The organism is Pseudomonas sp. JV241A (assembly GCF_900275665.1).
GTDB classification, from domain to species: domain Bacteria; phylum Pseudomonadota; class Gammaproteobacteria; order Pseudomonadales; family Pseudomonadaceae; genus Aquipseudomonas; species Aquipseudomonas wadenswilerensis.
On record NZ_OPYO01000035.1, the window covers coordinates 202,364 to 221,339 of the forward strand.

Consider the following 18,976-nt stretch of genomic DNA (forward strand, 5'->3'; position numbering starts at 1 on the left):
GAAGGGCGTTACTGCCCTCTCATCAATTGAGCAGCGCGAACAGCGAAATAGGTGAGGATGCCATCGGCGCCCGCCCGTTTGAAAGCGGTGAGGGATTCAAGGATAACCCCTTCACTGAGCCAGCCGTTCTGAATCGCCGCCATGTGCATGGCGTACTCGCCGCTGACCTGGTACACGAAGGTCGGCACTTTGAATTCGTCTTTGACCCGGTGAAGAATATCCAGGTACGGCATGCCCGGTTTGACCATGACCATATCGGCACCTTCCGACAGGTCGGCGGCCACTTCGTACAGGGCCTCGTTACTGTTGGCCGGGTCCATCTGGTAGGAGGCCTTGTTGGCCTTGCCCAGGTTCAGCGCCGAGCCGACCGCATCGCGGAACGGGCCGTAATAGGCGCTGGCATACTTGGCCGAGTAGGCCATGATCCGTACGTTGACGTGACCGGCCAGCTCCAGGGCTTCACGGATGGCCTGGATGCGGCCGTCCATCATGTCCGATGGTGCGACCACCTGGGCACCGGCTTCGGCATGGGACAGCGCCTGGCGTACCAGGGCATCGACGGTGATGTCGTTCTGGACGTAGCCTTCTTCATCGAGAATGCCGTCCTGGCCGTGGGTGGTGAATGGGTCCAGGGCAACGTCGGTGATCACCCCCAGTTCCGGGAAACGCTCACGCAGGGCACGAGTGGCACGCTGGGCAATACCGTCGGGATTCCAGGCTTCGGCGCCGTCGAGGGATTTCTTTTCCACCGGGGTTACCGGGAACAGCGCGAGGGCCGGAATGCCCAGTTTTACCCACTCTTGCGCAGCTTCCAGCAACAGGTCGATGGACAAACGCTCGACGCCCGGCATCGAGGCGACTTCTTCGCGGCGGTTTTCGCCATCGAGGACAAACACCGGGAGGATCAGGTCATCGACAGTCAGAACATTTTCGCGAACCAGACGACGGGTAAAGTCGTCACGACGGTTGCGACGCAGACGGGTGGCAGGAAACAAACGGTTAGCGGGGGTAAAGCTCACGGCAGACTCCTGAGCCCGCGCAGGCGGGCGAGCGCGACAGTTATAAGCGGCCATTATGACGCCTGTATGACAGCCAAGGGCAACCCTGCGACTTGAGGACGCAGTCATTGTCCTTGTAGGAAATGTTCACGTCGAGACACATTTGGACACTTTCCCCAAAGGCCACGAAGGGTTAGGCTGCGCGTTCATTTCGCCAGCACCCAGAAAATGCTCCAACAATTCCTGCAGGATTTCGGCTACTTTGCCCTTTTTCTCGGCACGTTTTTCGAAGGTGAGACCATCCTGGTTCTCGCAGGCTTCCTTGCGTTCCGCGGATACATGGATATCAACCTGGTGGTCGTAGTGGCCTTCTTCGGCAGCTACGCGGGCGACCAGCTGTGGTACTTCATGGGGCGCCGCCATGGGCGCAAACTGCTGGCGCGCAAACCGCGCTGGCAGATGATGGGCGACCGTGCGCTGGAGCACATTCGCCGTCATCCGGACATCTGGGTTCTGAGTTTCCGCTTCGTCTATGGCCTGCGCACGGTGATGCCGGTGGCCATCGGCCTGTCCGGCTACCCGCCGCGCCGCTACCTGCTGCTCAACGGCATTGGCGCAGCCATCTGGGCCCTGGCCCTGGGCGCCGCTGCCTATCACTTCGGCGCCATTCTCGAAGGCCTTCTGGGCAACGTGAAGAAATACGAGCTATGGGTGCTCGGCGGCCTGCTGGTGCTCGGCGGCTGCCTGTGGCTGCGCCGGCGATTCAAGGCTGCCCGCGTTGCGCGCAAGGAAGCGGCTGCCGTAGAGGCCGAACAGGCTGAGCAAGCTGTAGCCAAGCAGCAAGACCCAAGCCAGGGCGGTGACCGGCCATAAGCCGGTAGTCCCGGCCAGCAGCATGGCCGGGGCATTCAACCCCAGACGCAGCAGCTCCAGCCTCAAGGCCCAGGGCCGGTTCTCCAGCGCCGTGCCCAGCACGAACAAACCAAACGCCATCAAGCCCCAGCCCAGCAGCAATGCGCCGACCGACAGCTGCTCGGCGTGCTCCATCAAGTAACTACCCAACGCCACATAAGCCGCGAACTGCACAACAACATAAAGCTGCTGCGGCCAGGCCAGGGGCACCTCGAACTTCTCGAAGCGGCTCAAGTCCTGCTTGGCCTGTGGATAACGCCGGGCCACGTCATCCGGGCGCCAGCCAGTGGGCATGAACCAGATCCGCAGCTTGTCCCACCAGCGCTCGGCCCGCCGCGCATCGCTCCATAGCTGGGCATAGAACTGCAGGTTGGCCCACAGCGGGTTCCAGCTGGCCAGCGGCGTGGTCACGCCGAATATCACCGGCTCGTTGTCATCCTCTTCCTGGAAGGTGCCAAACAGACGATCCCAGACAATGAACACTCCGCCGTAGTTGCGATCCAAGTACAGAGGATTCTGCGCATGGTGGACACGATGATTGGACGGGGTAATGAACAGCCATTCGAACCAGCCCAGTTTCGGAATGTGCCGGGTGTGCACCCAGAACTGGTACAGCAGGTTGAGCGCCGCGACGGTGATGAACACCAGCGGCGGCACGCCCAGCACGGCCATCGGCAGGTAGAAGATCCAAGACAGCAAGAAGCCGCTGCTGGTCTGGCGCAAGGCCGTGGACAGGTTGTAGTCCTCGCTCTGGTGATGCACCGAATGAGCGGCCCAGAGGATGTTGCGCTCGTGGCCCATACGGTGCAGCCAGTAATAGCAGAAGTCATACAAGACAAACGCCAGCACCCACACCCACAGCGCCTCGCCCGGCAGTTTGAACAGTGCCAGGTGTTCCCAGGCCAGGGCGTAGGTAACCAGGCCCACGCCCTTGGTCAACAGGCCGGTGGTGGTCGACAGCACCCCGGCGCTGAGGCTGTTGATAGCATCCGCCAGGCGATAGGTACGCATGCCCCGCCACTGGTCGGCGAGCAGTTCGACCACGATCAGAACGAAGAAAAACGGTACCGCCAACAGGATCAGGTCCATGGGTTATCCATCTCCAGGCTATCCAGCAAGATTAGGCCGGGAATGGCACAACCCCTATGGCCACATCTGCCAAACTAGAGGACATTTAGCGCCTCGAATCGGGAGTAGTGAGCATGACCCAGAAAAAAGTTGCTGTGATTCTTTCCGGCTGTGGCGTTTATGACGGCGCCGAAATTCACGAAAGCGTGATCACCCTGCTGCGCCTGGATCAGCGCGGGGCGCAAGTGCAGTGCTTTGCGCCAAACATTGCGCAGATGCATGTGATCGATCACCTGACCGGCGAAGAAATGCCCGAGACCCGCAATGTGCTGGTGGAATCGGCGCGGATCGCCCGCGGCGAGGTCAAGGACCTGCGTGAAGCCGACGCCAAGGACTTTGACGCACTGATCGTGCCGGGCGGCTTTGGCGCGGCGAAAAACCTCTCGAATTTTGCCGTGGAAGGCGCCGGATGCAGCGTGCACCCGGACGTCCTGGCCCTGGCTGAAGCTTTCGCCGAAGCCGGCAAGCCGGTCGGCCTGATCTGCATCTCACCGGCCCTGGCGGCGAAGATCTACGGCCCCGGCGTGGTCTGCACCATCGGTAACGATGCCGGCACCAGCGCGGCTATCGTCAAGATGGGCGGCACCCATGAGGAATGCGATGTCCATGACATCGTCGAGGACACCCAGCGCAAGCTGGTCAGCACCCCGGCCTACATGCTGGCCAAAAGCATCAGCGAAGCGGCAGGTGGCATTTACAAGCTGGTCGACCGGGTGCTGGAACTGACCCACGAGAATGACTGAACACTGGAGTGAGGCACAGATCCACTGTGGGAGCCGGCCTTGCCGGCGATGAGGCCTGTACAGTCAACACCTCATTGCTGCCTGACTTTCGACCGCTGCGCGCTCGATCGCTGGCAAAGCCAGCGCCCACAGGGTGATCGCCAGCCCAAGCCAGCGGCTATGGCACCTGGCGCGCCAGGCGGGTCAGGATCCGGTCCAGGGCGTTGGCAAACGCCTGCTTCTCACGGTCGCCATAAGGCGCCTGACCACCACCGACCTGCCCTTGCTCGCGCAAGTCGGTGAACAGGTTGCGCACCGCCAGGCGCTCGCCCATGTTGCGCTCGTCGAATTCCTTGCCGCGCGGGTCGAGGCAGGCAACACCCTTCTTGACCAGGCGATCGGCCAGCGGCACATCACTGCAGATCACCAGTTCGCCAGGCACGGCGTGCTCGACCAGGTAATCATCGGCGGCATCCGGACCACTGGGCACGACGATCAGTTTGACGCAGGCAAAGGCCGGCTTGATCTGGCTCTGCCCGGCCACCAGCACCACTTCCAGCTGTCGCTTGAGAGCGAACTTGACCAGTTGATCCTTGGCCGCCTTGGGGCAGGCGTCGGCATCGATCCACACACGCATGGCACAGATTTCCAACAAAAACGGGGGAACAGTATCCCTGCTCACCCGTTTCGCTTCAAATCAGCCCGCCAGTTGGCGGCGCTTCTCGGCCAGGCGGCTGCGCCCGTAGAGGATGGCAATGGCCAGCAGCGCAACTACCTGCGCCGCCAACGAGTAGGCATCGGCATGAATCCCCAGCCAGTCGAAATCGAAGAACGCCACCGGCCGTGTACCGAACACCCCGGCTTCCTGCAGGGCCTTGACCCCGTGCCCGGCAAACACCACCGACAAGGCGCACAGCAATGCCGCGTTGATACTGAAGAACAGCGCCAGCGGCAGCTTGGCCGAACCGCGCAGGATCACCCAGGCCAGGCCGACCAGCAGCACCAGCGCCGTGGCGCCACCGGCCAGCACCGCGTTGTGCCCGGCGGGGCCGGCCTGCAGCCAGAGGGTTTCGTAGAACAGGATGACTTCGAACAACTCGCGGTACACCGAAAAGAACGCCAGCACGGCAAAACCGAAGCGCCCGCCGCCACTGACCAGGCTGCTCTTGATGTAGTCCTGCCAGGCCGCCGCGTGGCGGCGATCGTGCATCCACACGCCCAGCCAAAGCACCATGACGCTGGCAAACAGTGCCGTGCAGCCTTCAAGCAATTCGCGCTGGGCGCCGCTGACGTCAATCACATACGCCGCCAGCGCCCAGGTACCGAGCCCGGCAAGCAGGGCCAGGCCCCAGCCCACGTTGACGCTGCGCACCGCCGATTGCTGGCCGGTATTGCGCAGGAAGGCGAGGATCGCCGCCAGCACCAGGATTGCTTCCAGGCCTTCGCGCAGCAGGATCAGCAGGCCTGAAATGTAACTCAGCGACCAGCTCAGGCCATCACCGCCAAGCAGGCCGGCGGCATCCTTGAGCTTGGCCTTGGCCGCATCCAGGCGCTGTTGCACCTGCTCCAGCGGCAAGCCGTCCTGCAGTGACTGCCGGTACGCCATCAGTGACTTTTCGGTGTCCTTGCGCACGTTGGCATCAACGTTGTCCAGCGAGCTTTCAACCAGCTCGAAACCTTCCAGGTAGGCCGCTACCGACAGGTCATAGGCTTGTTCGTGGTCGCCGGACTTATATGCCGCCAGGCTCTTGTCCAGGGTACTGGCGGTGTACTCCAGCAGTTGCGCCGGGCCACGCTGAACCTGTGGCGGCTGGGCACGCTGGGCGCGGAACCGGGCAAGCGCTTGCGGCCCTTCACTGGCTTCGACTTCGGCCGGCGTCTGACGGGCCAGGTCGGCGAGGTTGTAGGCTTTGTCACCCTTGGCCTTGGCCGGATCGGCAGTGAAGCTGGCGACATAGGTCGCCAGGTCCCAGCGCTGACGCTCGTCGAGCTGGTCGGCAAACGACGGCATGTCGGTGCCTTCGATACCCAGGCCGAGCGTATTGTACAGGTCGAACAGGCTCAAACGGTCGAGCCGCTCGGCGCTGCGCAGGTTCGCCGGCGGCGGGGTCAGGCCGAGGCCGGCCGGGCCGTCGCCAGCGCCGGTATCGCCATGGCACACCGAGCAATGCTGGGCATACAGCGGCGCGCCGCGGCTCGGGTCCGGGGTAATGATCGGCGCCTGGCTGACTTCATAAGCCACCGCCAGTTGCGCGCCGAGCAGACGGGCCTGACGGGCGACACCCAGGCCGTCCTGACGCTGGCTGACCGCCTGACGCAAATTGACCACACCTTGCTCCAGGGCCTGGCGCTCCGCACGCGCAGGCAAGGCGACGATCAGCCCCTGAAGCACATCGATGAACTCGAGCTGCTCGCGGTATTCCCCTTCGTCAATGACCTTGCCTGCCTCAACGGTGGCCGGGTAATCGGCACCGATGTAATCGAGCAGGTGCAGGGCCTTGGCAGCGCCATCGGTGCTGTCGGCCAGCAGTGTGGCACTGCTCAACGCCAGCACCGGCCAGAGCAGCCAGGCGAGTAAGCGGGAACGGGGAATCATGAGCGACTCTCAAATGGAAATACGAGGTAAAGCATTGTTCACTTCCACTGCCCTTCGCTCAAGGCTTGTCAGGCTGATCCTTGAAAAATTTTGTGACAAATAGCCCTGAATCCCTCCCGGCTAAAGAACAACCGTTCGTCGGCCGATATGTGAATGCTGGCACAACGGCAGATTCAAAAAGCAAAACGCCATTAATTAGCCAGCAAATGCGTTTATAATGCCGCGCCGCTATATAGCGGATAAGAATTTAGGCTCTTCTTTTAAGAGGATTTGGCGATATCGCCAGAGAGATGACAGCCGTCTCGCCCCCCAGGCCTCTCATCAATTCAGGGAAGAAGAATTCAGATGGCATCCCGTGTCCTCACCGTCGCGACCCTGGTCGCGGCCATCCAACTGGCTGGTTGCTCGGCCTTTCGCAGTTACGACAGCGAGCTTCAGGAAACCAACCAGCACCTGAGCAGCGGCAACGTCGACGCTGCCCTGCAACTGCTGGAAAAGAACAACAAGGGTGAGGACAAAGACCTTCTCTACTACTTCGAGAAAGGCGAACTGCTGCGCTCCAAGGGCGACCTGGCCGGCAGCCAGCTGGCCTGGCGCAGTGCCGACGACGTGGTGTTCAAGTGGGAAGAGTCGGTCAAGCTGGACACCGACAAGTACCTGAGCCAGTTCGGCAGCTACCTGGTCAACGACAAGGTCCGCCGTTACGAAGGCTACGACTACGAAAAAGTCATGCTGACCACGCAGATGGCCCTCAACCTGCTGGCCCAGAACGACTTCGACGGCGCCCGTACCGAAATCAAGAAGACCCACGAGCGTGAAGCGGTCATCGCCGAGCTGCGCGACAAGGAGTACCTCAAGCGCGAAGAAGAGGCCGAGAAAGAAGGCGTCAAGACCGAGTACAAGGAGCTCCAGGGTTACCCGGTAGCCAGCCTCGACGCTCCGGAAGTGGTCGGCTTGAAGAACAGCTACCAGAGTGCGTTCAGCCACTACCTGTCCGGCTATGTGTACGAAGCCCTGGGCGAAAAAGGCCTGGCTGCACCGGGCTACCGCAAGGCTGCCGAGCTGCGCCCGAACACCCCGCTGCTGGAGCAGGCCCTGCTCGAACTGGACAAGCCCGCAGCGAAAACCACCGACAGCGACGTGCTGATCGTGATCCAGAGCGGCCTGGCCCCGGCCCGCGACTCGGTGCGTGTCCCACTGCCGTTGCCAATCAGCGGCAACCTGGTAATCACCCCGCTGTCGTTCCCGGTGATCAAGGAAGACACTTCCACTGCGCACTTCAGCGAGATCTACCTGAATGACCGCGAGCTGAAGCTGACCGCCCTCAACAGCACCACCGCCATGTCGCGCCGCGCCCTGCGTGACGACATGCCGGGGATCATCCTGCGTACCAGCGTACGGGCCATCTCCCGTGGCGTGGCACAGAAGCAGCTGAACGACGTCAACCCGTTGGCCGGCCTCGCCGTCGGTATTGCCTCGACCATCACCGAAGGTGCCGACACCCGCACCTGGCGCACCCTGCCTGACGAAACCCAGGTTGCCCGCGTGCGCCTGCGCCAGGGCGAGCACCAGCTCAGCCTGCCGTCGAGCCTGGGTGGCAGCCAGGTCAGCGTGAAGATCGACCGCCCGTTCCAGGTCGTCACCCTGCGCGTGGTCGGCAACCAGGTCTTTGCCGGTGGTCCAGCCCTGCATGTGGAAACGAAAGCCGCGGGTCAGGCCGTCGCCAGCCTCAAACAACCTTAAGGAAGCGTCATGCGTATCAAATTGCTCGCCGTTCTCGTCACTGCCCTGCTGGCCGGTTGCGCGACCCCGCCACCGCCAGAGCCTGGCAGCGCCGCCAGCAAGGTGGTGAAGATGGGCAAACTGAAGAACATCGAAACCGGCCCGATGCGCGTTGCGCGCGAGAACGGCTTCCTGACCGTCAAGGTGTCGCTGAACAACACCAGCGGCAGCAACAAAACCCTGTTCTACCGCTTCGCCTGGCTGGGTAACGACGGCTTCCCGGTTGCCGATGAAGAAAGCTGGAAGACCGTGACCCTGTACGGCAAGCAGGCCAGCGTGTTGCCGGCTATCGCACCCGTGCCGCAGGCCACCGATTTCCGCCTTGAAGTTCAGTCTCAGTAATCATTTTTGCAGGAGCACCTTTTCATGATTGCACGCATTTCCCTCGCCGCCCTCGCCATTGCTCTGGTCAGCGGCTGCAGCACCCCGTCGCCGGTCCTGGGCGGCAAGAACATCGGCTACGGCGACAGCAAGGCCGTGGAACTGGTCACCAACGAGTTCGGTTCGACCGACCTGCAGATGATCGCCGAATCCATGACCCGCTCCCTGGCCCAGTCCGGCATCCTCCAGGGTCGCCCGGTGGTGCAGGTCTATGACGTGAAGAACAAGACCAGCGAGTACATCGATACCCGCGAGATCACCACCTCGATCAAGACCCAGTTGATGAAGTCCGGCACCGCCCGCTTCGCCAGCGACAACACCCAGATGCAGAGCCAGGTCGACCAGCTCAAGCTGCAGAACCAGAGCGGCCTGTACAAGAAGGGCACTGTGGCCAAGACCGGCAACATGATCGCCGCCAAGTACCGCCTGGAAGGCTCGATCAGCTCGATCGTCAAGCGCAGCAGCGACTACAAGGACGTGTTCTACAAGTTCAGCCTGCAGTTGATCGACGTTGAAAGCGGCCTGGCCGAGTGGATGGACGAAAAAGAAATCCGCAAGACCACGGAGCGCTAAGCAATGCGTGCATGGATGGGCGTTCTGGGCCTGGCTTGCGCGTTCAGCGTGCAAGCGGCCCCCAAGGTCGCGGTCACCGACCTCGCGTACCAGGAGCGTGTGGAGCAGTACATCCACACGGTCTCGGCGCAGAGCAGCGGCCAGGCAAGCATGTACCACGCCAGTGGCTCGTCGAGCTACAGCGAGTACGAGAGCCGCGACAGCTACATCGAGCAGACCGAACTGCGCAAGTTCACCGGTGACATCAAGGGCGAGATTCTCAAGTCCGGGATGTTTCAGCTGGTTCAGGGCACGCCCTACACCGCCGATGCCAAAGGCGACGTGTATGACGTGATCCGGCGCATCAAGAACGGCAACTTCAAGGGCGCCGACTACGTGCTGTTCGGCACCTTGTCGGATATCGATTTCCAGCGCGATATCACCTCCCTGGACAACACCAACAGCTATTCGGCCATCCTTGGCCTGAGCCTGGTGGCCGACTTCAGCCTGATCAACACCAAGACCTACGAGATCACCTCGGCGTTCACCGCCATGGGCGAAGGCCAGGACACCAAGCTGGTCAACAGCCAGGATGTGCGGGTAACCCTGAACCGCCCGCGGGTGGTGCGTGAGGTCTCGAAGGAGTTGGGAATGGACGTTGCGCGGCAGATGGCCGAGCAACTGGGCGGTAGCGTACCGGGGCACGAACGTGCACCGGCGCGCAACAACTTGCCGCCTGATGAGCCGGCGCAGATTTTGCGCTGAGAAAGCAAAAAGGCGACCTTCGGGTCGCCTTTTTTGTGTGCGGTGAGTTTATCGCGGGTTCCTAAACCGGCGCCCGACGGATACTCGCCAGCAACGTCGCCGCGCCCAGGAACAACCCGGCAAAGGTACGGTTCATCCGCCGCTGCTGCCGGGGCGTGCGCAGCAGGCGCAACACCTTGGCTGCAAGCCCGGTATAACCCGCCATGACCATCAGGTCGACCGTGACCATGGTCGCGATGATGATCAGGTACTGCGGCAGCAGGGCCGCATGCGGGTTGATGAACTGCGGCAGCACCGCGAGCATGAAGATCAGCGCCTTGGGATTGCTGACGTTGACCAGAAAGCCACGGAACACCAGGCTCAGCGGCTTGCCGATGGGGCGTACGGCGGAATTGTCGCTGATGTCAGCCGGCAGCGCGCGCCACTGCTTGACCGCCAGATACACCAGGTAGGCAACACCGAACCATTTGATGACCTGGAACGCAGTGGCTGATGTCGCGAGGATGGCACCGACGCCGGCGGCAATGATTGCAATCTGCAGCACCAGGCCCAACTGCAGGCCTAGCGCGTTCCAGTAGCCGCGCCAGAAGCCGTATTGCAGGCCACAGGACATCGAGGCAATGGCCCCGGCCCCCGGCGACAGACTGATTACCCAGCAAGCGGCAAAAAATGCCAACCACGTTTCCAATAACATCGCGCACCTCGGAACTAACTTGTTACAAACCTCTAAGCTAGTGCCCTGGCGAAAAAATCACCACGATTTTTTTCTGCGACCGATCAATTGTCCGAAGTTTTGCTTTCGCTCACCAGCGGCAGTACTTCGGCACCGCGCCAGCGCCGTACCGATTTCTGGAAGAACTGGCTGTTGGGCACCTGCACCAGCGCACCGCCAGCCTCCGGCAGTTCGATCAAGGTGGTGAACAACAGGTTGATCGCGACCACCCGGCCTTTGACGCCGGGCTTGTCGATGGTTTCGACCAGCTCGACCACATCACCGATGCGAAATGGCCCGACGGTAAAGATCAGCACCGCGCAGAGCAGGTTCGACAGCACGCTCCACATGGCGAAGAACGCCACTGCCGCCACCGCAACGAAACCGGACAAGGCGGTCCACAGCACCGTGGCGGAAACCCCCAGGCGTTCGAGGACGAAGATCAGCGCACTGCCCATGATCAGCCAGCGCAGGCCACCGCGCAGCGGCATCAGCAGCTCGGGCGGCAACGGATAGCGCTCGCCCAGGCGCTTGAGGCAACGCGCAACCACACGCTGCAGGATGAACGCCGCCGAAAGGATCAGCAGGATCTGCAAACCCAGCCAGAACGGTGCGATCCATTCCACCGGCAATGGCCATTGCAAGGATTCCATCAGGACAACGCCTCCAGCTCCGCCTGCATGCTCTCAAGCGTCTCCAGGGCAGCCATCCAGGCTTCTTCCAGCTCCCCTTCACGGACCTTGAGCCTGGCTTGTTGAGCCAGCAGGTCACGCAGCTCGTCCTTGCGCGCCGCCTCGTAGAGCGCGCTGTCGCCGAGGCCGGCGTCGACCTTGGCGAGTTGCTCATGCACGCTGCCCAACTCGCGCTCGAGCTTGTCGGCTTCACGCTTGTGCGGTGCCAGCTGCTGACGCAGGGCCGCTGCGGCCTGGCGCTGAGCCTTCTTGTCGGTCTTGTCGGCATTGACCGGCGCGCTGCTCACCGGAGCATTGCGTTGACGGTACTCGACCAGCCAGCGACTGTAGTCGTCCAGATCGCCATCGAAAGCCTCGACCTTGCCGTCGGCTACCAGCAGGAAGTCATCGGTGGTGCTCTTGAGCAGGTGGCGGTCGTGGGAGACCACCAGCACCGCGCCACTGAACTCTTGCAGGGCCATGGTCAGCGCCAGGCGCATTTCGAGGTCCAGGTGGTTGGTCGGTTCATCGAGCAGCAACAGGTTCGGCCGCTCCCAGGCAATCAGGGCCAGGGCCAGGCGGGCTTTTTCGCCGCCGGAGAAGTTCAGCACCGGCTCGTCAATGCGCCCGCCACGGAAGTCGAAGCCACCGAGGAAATCGCGCAGCGTTTGCTCGCGCTCGGTCGGCGCCAGGCGTTGCAGGTGCAGCAGCGGGCTGGCCTTGTTGTCCAGCGAGTCGAGCTGATGCTGGGCGAAGTAGCCAACCGAGAGGTTCTCGCCACGCACCAGGCGCCCGCTCAGGGGCTCCAGCTCACCGGCGAGGTTCTTGATCAGGGTCGACTTACCAGCGCCGTTCGGGCCCAGCAGGCCGATCCGGGCACCCGGCGTGAGCTGCAGCTTGACCTTCTCGAGGATGGTCTTGTCGCCATAGCCCAGACGGCCTTCGGACAGATCGAGCAACGGGCTGGAGATTTTCTCCGACTCGCGGAAGACGAAGTCGAACGGCGAATCGACATGGGCCGCCGACAGCTCTTCCATGCGCTCCAGGGCCTTGATCCGGCTCTGCGCCTGACGGGCCTTGGTAGCCTGGGCCTTGAACCGGGCGATGTACTTTTCCATGTGCGCGCGCTGGGCCTGTTGCTTCTCGTAGGCCTGTTGCTGCTGCGCCAGACGCTCGGCACGGGTGCGCTCGAACGCGGTGTAGCCGCCACGGTAGAGGGTCAGCTTGCACTGCTCGACATGGGCGACATGATCGACCACGGCATCGAGGAAGTCTCGGTCGTGGGAAATCAGCAGCAGCGTGCCGGGGTAGCCCTTGAGCCAGTCTTCCAGCCAGAGGATGGCATCGAGATCCAGGTGGTTGGTCGGTTCATCGAGCAGCAACAGGTCGGACGGGCACATCAGTGCCTGGGCCAGGTTCAGGCGCATCCGCCAGCCACCGGAGAAGTCGCCGACCCGGCGGTCCATCTGCTCGTTGGTAAAGCCAAGACCCGCCAGCAACTTGCGCGCCCGGGCGTCGGCGGTATAACCGTCGGCGCTGTCGAGTTCGATGTGCAGGCGTGCCAGCGCAGTGCCGTCGTGGGCGGCTTCGGCCGCAGCCAGGTCGGCCTGGACCTTGCGCAGGCGGGCATCGCCGTCGAGTACATAGTCGACCGCCAGGCGGTCGAGGGTATCGACCTCCTGGCGCATGTGCGCGATGCGCCAGTCCGCAGGCAGCTGACAGTCACCGGAGTCGGGCGTCAACTCGCCGCGCAGCAAGGCGAACAGGCTGGATTTACCGGCGCCGTTGGCACCGATCAGGCCGGCTTTATGACCGGCGTGCAGGGTCATCTCGGCGCCTTCTAGCAGGCGCTGTGGACCACGCTGTAAAGTGAGGTTCGATAGTCTGATCATAATGGCCGCGGAGTCTACCAGCTTCGTCGGCAACTGGCGCGAGTGGGACCATGCACACCGACCTGTGGAATTTTGCCCTGAAGCTTTACGCCCGACCAGGCGTGGAAGCCGCCTGCCTGCAATGGCAGGACCTGGGTGGCGACGTCTGCCTGCTGCTGTGCGGCATCTGGCTTAGTGCCCGTGGCGTAGCAGCGAACGAACAACGGGTGCGACAGCTCACGGAGCTGGCCGAGACCTGGCAAACCGAAGTGGTGAAACCACTGCGCGCCCTGCGTCAGTCCTGGCGAGACGAGGCAGCCAGGGATCCGCAATTGACGGGATTGCGCGAGCAGGTAAAAGGTCTGGAGTTAGCGGCAGAACGCATCCTGCTGGAGCGCCTTGAGACGGCCTGCAAGGACTGGGCAGCAACGCCCGAAACCGCACTGGACTGGATAAGCTGGCTGGCCCCCGAAGGCGCCGGTGCGCATCACGACGCGCTGCACAGGCTGCGCGCCGTGATGCTGACGACTCAGGACGCCGAAGACGGGGTCTGAGCGGCCGGTGTTACCGAAGCTGCTGGTGCAGACGACGCAGCGGCTGCCGGTGCAGGAGCAGCGGCTGCTGCCGGTGCTGCTGGAGTAGCCGGCTTGGCTGCTGGTTTGGCTGCAGCGGGCTTTGCAGCAGGCTTGGCGGGTGCTTTTACGGCAGCAGGCTTAGCGGCTGGCTTGGCGGCGGGCTTTGCCGCGGCAGGTTTGGCAGCGGGCTTAGCCGGGGCTTTTGCCGCGGCCGGTTTGGCTGCAGCGGTACGGGCCGGAGCTTTTGCGGCTGGCTTGGCTGCTGGTTTTGCCGCTGCTGGTTTAGCGGCAGGTTTAGCGGCAGGTTTTGCCGCAACGGGTTTAGCTGCCGGCTTGGCTGCCGGTTTTGCCGCTGCAGTTTTCGCCGCAGGCTTGGCAGGGGCTTTGGCAGCAGGCTTGGCGGCCGGTTTGGCAGCAGCAGGCTTGGCTGCAGCAGTGCGCGCGGGTGCTTTAGCAGCAGGCTTGGCTGCTGGTTTGGCGGCGGCTTTAACGGCCGGTTTTGCCGCAGGCTTGGCAGCAGGTTTGCTCGCGGCTTTGGCCGGTGCCTTGGCAGCAGGTTTGGCGGCTGGCTTGGCAGCAGCCACTGCAGCAGGTTTGGCCGAACGCAGGGTCAACGCCTTGGCGGCGGCTTCCTTGACCTTGCCAACACCCTGGGCCAGTTTCAGGCTTTCCTGAGCGTCACGCTTGAGTTGCAGGATGTAGGTGCGCGTTTGCGATTGACGGTCCTTCAAATTGTCGAGCAACTTTTCCAGTTCGGCCACAGCGTCCTTGGCCTTGCCCTGTGCCTTGGCTTTGCCAGCCTTGGCAGCGTCCTGCAGTTTAAGACGGGACTTGTGCAGTTTTTCCTGTGCCTTACCCCGTTGTTTTTCCAACTTGGCGAGCAGTTTTTCAGCATCAGCCAGCGCTTGCGAGCAGGCATTTTCCAAATGATCGAGCAGGCTGTCCGAGAGTTGCTGGAGCAGGTGCAACGGCGTACTTACTGGCTTCTTATTGGCCGACATGGTTTACCTCCTGGCTGACGAGATTGCGGCTCATACTATGCTTCTGCTGCTACCGCCGCTAGGGCATGTTGACAGTATTAAATGCGCCGCGTTGCATGCCTGGGCAAAGTTGTTATCGCTGCAGCTGGAAACAAGTGTAGATGCTGCACAAAGTGTTGCTGATATTTACACGAAGTGACGAGCGAAGGCTGGCATACTTTGTTTCCTCTGAAGCAGGAGCGAGCCTGTGCCGCGCTATCTAATCCTTACCCTGTTGCTATTGCCGACATCGTTAATTGCAGCGCCTGAAACTACTTCGACAAGTGACCATGACCTGGCCTACAGCCTGGGCGCCAGCCTGGGTGAACGCCTGCGTACCGAAGTTCCCGGCCTGCAACTCGATGCTTTGATCGAAGGGTTGCGCCAGGCTTATCAGAACAAGCCGCTGGCGCTGAGCAAAGAGCGCATGACGGCAATACTCAGTGAACATGATGCCCAGGCCAACGAGGCTGCAGTTCAAGCCCAGACCGAACAATTGCTGAGCGCAGAGAAACGTTTCATGGCCACTGAACGGGCCAGGCCCGGAGTGCGTGAACTGGCTGAAGGCATACTCGTGAGCGAATTGCAGGCCGGCACTGGCAGCAAACCCAAAGCGGGAGGCAAAGTCCAGGTTCGCTATGTTGGCAAGTTGCCGGACGGGACCGTGTTCGATCAGAACCAGCAGGCACAGTGGTTCAATCTGGACAGTGTTATCGAGGGCTGGCAGGTGACATTGCCGCAGATGGCGACCGGGGCGAAATGGCGGCTGGTGATCCCTTCGGCGCAGGCTTACGGCGCCGATGGCGCGGGTGACCTGATTGCACCCTATACGCCGCTGGTGTTCGAGATCGAACTGCTCGGGGTTGCCGACTGAGGGTCGGCAGCACCGTCAGGCCTGCACCGCGCCTTCTTCACTGTGCGCAGTATGCAGCACTTCGATCAGGCAATCCTCGAGCTCGAAACGCTCATGCAACAGGCTGCCGAGCTTGCCCAGCTTTTCCGCGAAACGTTCAGGGTCGTTACAGTTGCCCTTGTCGCAGTGATCGTTGAAAGCCGAAGCGATTTCGGTGATGGCGTCGATGCGAGGGCTGATCTGCTTGGCCAGCTCGAGGCCGCGAGTATCACCAAACGCCTTGGCTTCGCTGACCAGTTGTTCGCTCACTTCGAAATGCCACGCTGACACGTAATCGATCAGCACCGCACAGAAGTCACGGTTCTTGTCCTTGTCGGCAAACGCCGGCTTGGCATCACGCAGCTCGCGGAAGGCCGTCACCAGCTCTGCACGCTCGTCCAACCAGCGGTCAATGAGCTTATGAACCCCACCCCAGCGTTCCTGAGCATTCTGACAACTATCTAGCATGGCGATCTCTTCCCTTCTGGGTAATGCCCCTGCCCCCGCGCCGCAAATGTGCAGAGCAAAGGTGGAATCAGCAGAGCGGCATCGAGCAGCTGTGTTTTCGGTATGCGTGCAGGGAGATTATTCCCGTGCGCCCTAGCCTTCAAGGTACGCACGCGACAAAGTTCATACAAGTGTTTAATCCGACCATCCTTTGCCGCCGGTCGCTTGCACTGTGAAAAACTTCGCCTCAGTTTTTTACTGCGCGGGTGAACAGGGGGCGGGTGCGGCCGAGCAGGCGGAAGGTCGGCAAGGTTGCCAGCAACACAAAGGACAACAGGCTCCATTCAGGCAGGGTCAGGTCCAGGAAACTCCAGTTGATAGGCACGCAATCGGGGCTGCCGATGACCATTGCCTTGATGACCTGGAGCGTTGGCATGCTTTCGATAACGTAGTCAAAAGCCGGTTCGCACTCGGTGCTTGAAAGCGCCGGATTGCCTTGTAGCCACACGTGCCGGGCGGCGAGCAGCGCGCCACCTGCGGCAAAGAACAGCGCCAGAGCGGCATAGATGCGGGTACCCAGACGCCCCGGGGAATGCACCACCGCGCAGAGGCAGACCACGGCAAACGCGCCCAGGAACAGGCGTTGGCTGTAGCACAGCGGGCATGGCACCAGGCCCATGCCGAATTCCAGGTAATAGGCGGCAGCCTGGACCAGTATCGATGCCAGCAACGCCGGGAAGAATAGTGAACGCAAGCGGGCCAACGACATGGCGAATCCAGGAGCGCAATAGACAGGCGATAACGGTAGAGGAAAGGCGCGGCTTGTATCAAGGCAAGACAGTCGGGACAAGTCCCTGAACGACTGGGGAAGTATCCCGAACTCAGCAAGAAAAATGCGTAGGTATTTGAAGGAAAACTTACCGGCTAACGCAGGAAATTGGCTCAAGCCCATGGGCCCGCGTTTTTCGGCGCGCCCATGGGTAACTCAAGCTCGCACGACCTCTGGCAGTGGCAATGCCAGCAGACGCTCATCAAGCATGCCCAGACCTTCCTGGAACAATTGGTTACTGCGTTCGGTATCACCCAAGCCAGCAAGCAGGCGTGCCAGTTCGGCACAGGCCTCGGGATTGCGCTGCACACGCAAACTGCTTTCCAGGTAATCCCGCGCCTTGCCCCACAAGCGGTTCTGCAGGCTCAGGCGGCCCAGGGTGAGCAGCAGGCTTGGATCGTCAGGATGCTCCTTGAGCCAGCCTTCGGCCGTTTGCAACTGGCGAGCCAGGTCGCCGCCGCGCACCAACCCGTACAGCCGGGCCAGATGGCTTTCGTACTGACGCTTGAGGGCTGTACGCAAGACCTGCTCGGCCTCGCTTTCAGCACCCAGCTGGCGTAGCTGCTCGGCATAGGCCAGCACCAGCGGCGGTTCCTGACGCTGCGCAGCGGTAAGCTGCTGCCAGGCGCGCTCAAGGGATTGCCGCGCGGTCTGTTCATCGCCTTCGCGGCTGGCCGCCAGGCTCAGGTTCTCACCCCAGGCACGGCGCTCCAGTTCAGCCAGCTCCGGCGCCGGCAGCACTTTGTCCTTGCGCAGCTCAGGCAGCAGGCGGATCAGTGCTGACCAGTCGCCACGCTCGCGATACAGACGCTGCAACAGGCGCAACACCTGAACGTTGTGCGGATGACGCTCCTGCATGGCCTGCAGGGTAACCAGGGCCGCGTCGCTGTCGCCGCGGTCCATCTGCAACTGGGCGTGGCTCAGGGCAATGGCCAGCTCGGCTTCGGGCTGACGCTCCAGGGCACGCTCCAACAGGTTGTCACTGTCTTCGGTGCGGCCCAGCTCATTGGCGGCACGCGCGGCGCCGAGGTAGTACAGCAGCGGTTGACGCTCGGCTTCGGCAGCGCGATGCAGGTGACGTTGAGCGCTGGCCCAGCGACCCTCGGCGAGGTCCAGCTGGCCCTGCTCGATGGCCAGTTGCGTGCGACGGCTGCGGTTGCGCCGCGACCAGGGGTTGACCACCCCGCCTGAAGTCAGCACCAGGCCGACCAGGTAGCGCACCAGCAGCACCGCCAGGATAATCCCGGCCAGCGCCGCCAGGGCTGCCCACAGGCCCGACTGATAGCGAAAGCTGCCGTAGGAGATCAGCACATAGCCGCTGTGCTTGGCGATCGCGATCCCGAGCGCAGCAGCCACTGCAATGGCCACCACCGCCAGCAGGTAGACGCGCTTCATGGCTTGGCCTCCTCGACCGGCAGATGCCGGCGCTCAAGGTAGGCCTGAACGGCACTGATGCTGTCTGCCAGGTCCGGCACCACCACCGCAACCGGCTGCTCGGCCAGCTCGTTGAGAGCGGCAAGCATTGCCTGGCTCTGCGGGTTGTCCGGGTTGAAATTGGCCAACAGCACGCTCCTGGCGTCATCCAGGGCCTGGGTATAGACCTTGGCTTCGCCATTGAGCGCAGCCCACTGGGCTTGCTCGATCGTCAGGCTCAGGGCCAGGCGCAACTGATTAAGCGATTGCCCGGCCAGCAGTGGACGAACATTGTCGTCCGCGTTGAAATCGATCTGGAAGTACTTGGACAGCTCGGCCCACCACTGCGACCAGCGACTGGCGCCATCACCATCAGCGGTCAGGGCTCCCAGCGCATCGGCATTGCTGTTGAACTCCGGCGACTGGGCACTGAGCTGCAGCACTTGCTCGCGCTGGGCTGCCAGCTTCAGGAACAGGCCGGTGCGATCGGGCTGCTGGACGCTGTTGAGGGTGGCCAGGCTCTTGGCCAGTTGCTCGCGGGCGGCAAACGACCCCGGGTCGCTCTGTTCACGGAGGATTTCGTCTGCCCCCTTGACCAGCTCGCGGGCACTGACGATGTCCTGCAAGGCGGATAGACGCAGGCTGGCCAGGCGCAGCAGGTGCTCGGCTTCGGCCAGGCGCCAGTCCTTGCGGCTGGCGCCGAGGCCGAGC

19 protein-coding genes and 1 pseudogene are annotated in these 18,976 nt (G+C 62.3%); 8 read left to right on the forward strand and 12 right to left on the reverse strand.

Annotated features, from left to right (window positions below):
• Nucleotides 1-8 precede the first annotated feature (8 nt).
• Nucleotides 9-1,019 carry a porphobilinogen synthase gene (gene hemB, locus JV241A_RS24650; protein ID WP_134064912.1) on the reverse strand — a complete coding sequence of 337 codons (1,011 nt, stop codon included), beginning with the start codon at nucleotides 1,017-1,019 and terminating at the stop codon, nucleotides 9-11.
• A gap of 207 nt (nucleotides 1,020-1,226) precedes the next feature.
• Between hemB and JV241A_RS24655 the strand changes: the two genes are divergently transcribed.
• Entirely contained in the window at nucleotides 1,227-1,871 is a 645-nt protein-coding gene (locus JV241A_RS24655) for a DedA family protein (RefSeq protein ID WP_166675748.1), read from the forward strand.
• Between the two features lie 501 nt (nucleotides 1,872-2,372).
• Here the strand turns inward: JV241A_RS24655 and JV241A_RS27845 are convergent.
• Nucleotides 2,373-2,999, reverse strand: a pseudogene (locus JV241A_RS27845) (sterol desaturase family protein); the annotation flags it as partial.
• 113 nt (nucleotides 3,000-3,112) lie between these two features.
• On the opposite strand from JV241A_RS27845, the gene elbB reads away from it, so the two are divergent.
• Nucleotides 3,113-3,781, forward strand: coding sequence for an isoprenoid biosynthesis glyoxalase ElbB (elbB, locus tag JV241A_RS24665; protein WP_115084769.1), 669 nt, complete (start codon nucleotides 3,113-3,115; stop codon nucleotides 3,779-3,781).
• Between the two features lie 157 nt (nucleotides 3,782-3,938).
• Here elbB and JV241A_RS24670 read toward each other — a convergent pair whose 3' ends face one another.
• Complete coding sequence (locus JV241A_RS24670) at nucleotides 3,939-4,397, reverse strand: YaiI/YqxD family protein (protein WP_115084767.1); 459 nt, start codon at nucleotides 4,395-4,397, stop codon at nucleotides 3,939-3,941.
• Nucleotides 4,398-4,457: 60 nt separating this feature from the next.
• Complete coding sequence (locus tag JV241A_RS24675) at nucleotides 4,458-6,356, reverse strand: cytochrome c/FTR1 family iron permease (RefSeq protein WP_134064914.1); 1,899 nt, start codon at nucleotides 6,354-6,356, stop codon at nucleotides 4,458-4,460.
• A 345-nt stretch (nucleotides 6,357-6,701) separates the two neighbouring features.
• On the opposite strand from JV241A_RS24675, the gene JV241A_RS24680 reads away from it, so the two are divergent.
• From JV241A_RS24680 to JV241A_RS24695, 4 genes are read left to right on the forward strand one after another with little or no spacing between them, the layout of a single operon-like run.
• Nucleotides 6,702-8,099, forward strand: a complete 1,398-nt coding sequence (locus JV241A_RS24680; RefSeq protein WP_115084764.1) for a hypothetical protein — start codon at nucleotides 6,702-6,704, stop codon at nucleotides 8,097-8,099.
• Between the two features lie 9 nt (nucleotides 8,100-8,108).
• Complete coding sequence (locus tag JV241A_RS24685; RefSeq protein ID WP_115084762.1) at nucleotides 8,109-8,480, forward strand: YcfL family protein; 372 nt, start codon at nucleotides 8,109-8,111, stop codon at nucleotides 8,478-8,480.
• A gap of 24 nt (nucleotides 8,481-8,504) precedes the next feature.
• On the forward strand, nucleotides 8,505-9,092 hold the full coding sequence (gene lpoB, locus JV241A_RS24690) for a penicillin-binding protein activator LpoB (RefSeq protein WP_115084760.1): 588 nt from the start codon (nucleotides 8,505-8,507) through the stop codon (nucleotides 9,090-9,092).
• A gap of 3 nt (nucleotides 9,093-9,095) precedes the next feature.
• Entirely contained in the window at nucleotides 9,096-9,836 is a 741-nt protein-coding gene (locus JV241A_RS24695) for a penicillin-binding protein activator LpoB (protein ID WP_115084758.1), read from the forward strand.
• Between the two features lie 61 nt (nucleotides 9,837-9,897).
• On the opposite strand, the gene JV241A_RS24700 is transcribed toward JV241A_RS24695, so the two are convergent.
• From JV241A_RS24700 to abc-f, 3 genes are all read right to left on the reverse strand, one after another.
• On the reverse strand, nucleotides 9,898-10,530 hold the full coding sequence (locus tag JV241A_RS24700) for a LysE family transporter (RefSeq protein ID WP_115084756.1): 633 nt from the start codon (nucleotides 10,528-10,530) through the stop codon (nucleotides 9,898-9,900).
• An 83-nt stretch (nucleotides 10,531-10,613) separates the two neighbouring features.
• On the reverse strand, nucleotides 10,614-11,201 hold the full coding sequence (locus JV241A_RS24705; protein ID WP_115084754.1) for a mechanosensitive ion channel family protein: 588 nt from the start codon (nucleotides 11,199-11,201) through the stop codon (nucleotides 10,614-10,616).
• Nucleotides 11,201-13,111, reverse strand: coding sequence for a ribosomal protection-like ABC-F family protein (gene abc-f / locus JV241A_RS24710; protein ID WP_115084998.1), 1,911 nt, complete (start codon nucleotides 13,109-13,111; stop codon nucleotides 11,201-11,203). Before abc-f ends, JV241A_RS24705 begins: the two co-directional genes overlap by 1 nt.
• Nucleotides 13,112-13,161: 50 nt before the next feature.
• Between abc-f and JV241A_RS24715 the strand changes: the two genes are divergently transcribed.
• Nucleotides 13,162-13,644 (forward strand): TIGR02444 family protein, encoded by a 483-nt coding sequence (locus JV241A_RS24715; protein WP_134064916.1) that lies wholly within the window; start codon nucleotides 13,162-13,164, stop codon nucleotides 13,642-13,644.
• Here the strand turns inward: JV241A_RS24715 and JV241A_RS24720 are convergent.
• Nucleotides 13,620-14,666, reverse strand: coding sequence for an AlgP family protein (locus JV241A_RS24720; RefSeq protein ID WP_134064918.1), 1,047 nt, complete (start codon nucleotides 14,664-14,666; stop codon nucleotides 13,620-13,622). The genes JV241A_RS24715 and JV241A_RS24720 overlap by 25 nt on opposite strands.
• A gap of 250 nt (nucleotides 14,667-14,916) precedes the next feature.
• Here JV241A_RS24720 and JV241A_RS24730 point away from each other — a divergent pair, with 250 nt between their 5' ends.
• Nucleotides 14,917-15,558: an FKBP-type peptidyl-prolyl cis-trans isomerase gene (locus tag JV241A_RS24730; RefSeq protein ID WP_233674103.1), complete on the forward strand. Its 642-nt coding sequence runs from the start codon at nucleotides 14,917-14,919 to the stop codon at nucleotides 15,556-15,558.
• Nucleotides 15,559-15,573: 15 nt separating this feature from the next.
• On the opposite strand, the gene rsd is transcribed toward JV241A_RS24730, so the two are convergent.
• From rsd to JV241A_RS24750, 4 genes are all read right to left on the reverse strand, one after another.
• On the reverse strand, nucleotides 15,574-16,044 hold the full coding sequence (gene rsd / locus JV241A_RS24735; protein ID WP_115084747.1) for a sigma D regulator: 471 nt from the start codon (nucleotides 16,042-16,044) through the stop codon (nucleotides 15,574-15,576).
• A 226-nt stretch (nucleotides 16,045-16,270) separates the two neighbouring features.
• Entirely contained in the window at nucleotides 16,271-16,792 is a 522-nt protein-coding gene (locus tag JV241A_RS24740) for a disulfide bond formation protein B (RefSeq protein WP_115084745.1), read from the reverse strand.
• A gap of 216 nt (nucleotides 16,793-17,008) precedes the next feature.
• Nucleotides 17,009-18,247 carry a heme biosynthesis protein HemY gene (locus tag JV241A_RS24745; protein WP_115084743.1) on the reverse strand — a complete coding sequence of 413 codons (1,239 nt, stop codon included), beginning with the start codon at nucleotides 18,245-18,247 and terminating at the stop codon, nucleotides 17,009-17,011.
• Nucleotides 18,244-18,976: uroporphyrinogen-III C-methyltransferase (locus tag JV241A_RS24750; RefSeq protein ID WP_134064919.1), on the reverse strand; the 733-nt coding region annotated here is incomplete at its 5' end. The genes JV241A_RS24750 and JV241A_RS24745, both read right to left, overlap by 4 nt.

What these genes read in the sequence shown, in the direction of transcription:
- JV241A_RS24655 (WP_166675748.1), top strand. Translation starts at nt 1,227, where the DNA reads ATGCTCCAACAATTCCTGCAGGATTTCGGCTACTTTGCCCTTTTTCTC.
- elbB (WP_115084769.1), top strand. Translation starts at nt 3,113, where the DNA reads ATGACCCAGAAAAAAGTTGCTGTGATTCTTTCCGGCTGTGGCGTTTAT.
- JV241A_RS24670 (WP_115084767.1), bottom strand. Translation starts at nt 4,397, where the DNA reads ATGCGTGTGTGGATCGATGCCGACGCCTGCCCCAAGGCGGCCAAGGAT.
- JV241A_RS24675 (WP_134064914.1), bottom strand. Translation starts at nt 6,356, where the DNA reads ATGATTCCCCGTTCCCGCTTACTCGCCTGGCTGCTCTGGCCGGTGCTG.
- JV241A_RS24680 (WP_115084764.1), top strand. Translation starts at nt 6,702, where the DNA reads ATGGCATCCCGTGTCCTCACCGTCGCGACCCTGGTCGCGGCCATCCAA.
- JV241A_RS24685 (WP_115084762.1), top strand. Translation starts at nt 8,109, where the DNA reads ATGCGTATCAAATTGCTCGCCGTTCTCGTCACTGCCCTGCTGGCCGGT.
- lpoB (WP_115084760.1), top strand. Translation starts at nt 8,505, where the DNA reads ATGATTGCACGCATTTCCCTCGCCGCCCTCGCCATTGCTCTGGTCAGC.
- JV241A_RS24695 (WP_115084758.1), top strand. Translation starts at nt 9,096, where the DNA reads ATGCGTGCATGGATGGGCGTTCTGGGCCTGGCTTGCGCGTTCAGCGTG.
- JV241A_RS24700 (WP_115084756.1), bottom strand. Translation starts at nt 10,530, where the DNA reads ATGTTATTGGAAACGTGGTTGGCATTTTTTGCCGCTTGCTGGGTAATC.
- JV241A_RS24705 (WP_115084754.1), bottom strand. Translation starts at nt 11,201, where the DNA reads ATGGAATCCTTGCAATGGCCATTGCCGGTGGAATGGATCGCACCGTTC.
- abc-f (WP_115084998.1), bottom strand. Translation starts at nt 13,111, where the DNA reads ATGATCAGACTATCGAACCTCACTTTACAGCGTGGTCCACAGCGCCTG.
- JV241A_RS24715 (WP_134064916.1), top strand. Translation starts at nt 13,162, where the DNA reads ATGCACACCGACCTGTGGAATTTTGCCCTGAAGCTTTACGCCCGACCA.
- JV241A_RS24720 (WP_134064918.1), bottom strand. Translation starts at nt 14,666, where the DNA reads ATGTCGGCCAATAAGAAGCCAGTAAGTACGCCGTTGCACCTGCTCCAG.
- rsd (WP_115084747.1), bottom strand. Translation starts at nt 16,044, where the DNA reads ATGCTAGATAGTTGTCAGAATGCTCAGGAACGCTGGGGTGGGGTTCAT.
- JV241A_RS24740 (WP_115084745.1), bottom strand. Translation starts at nt 16,792, where the DNA reads ATGTCGTTGGCCCGCTTGCGTTCACTATTCTTCCCGGCGTTGCTGGCA.
- JV241A_RS24745 (WP_115084743.1), bottom strand. Translation starts at nt 18,247, where the DNA reads ATGAAGCGCGTCTACCTGCTGGCGGTGGTGGCCATTGCAGTGGCTGCT.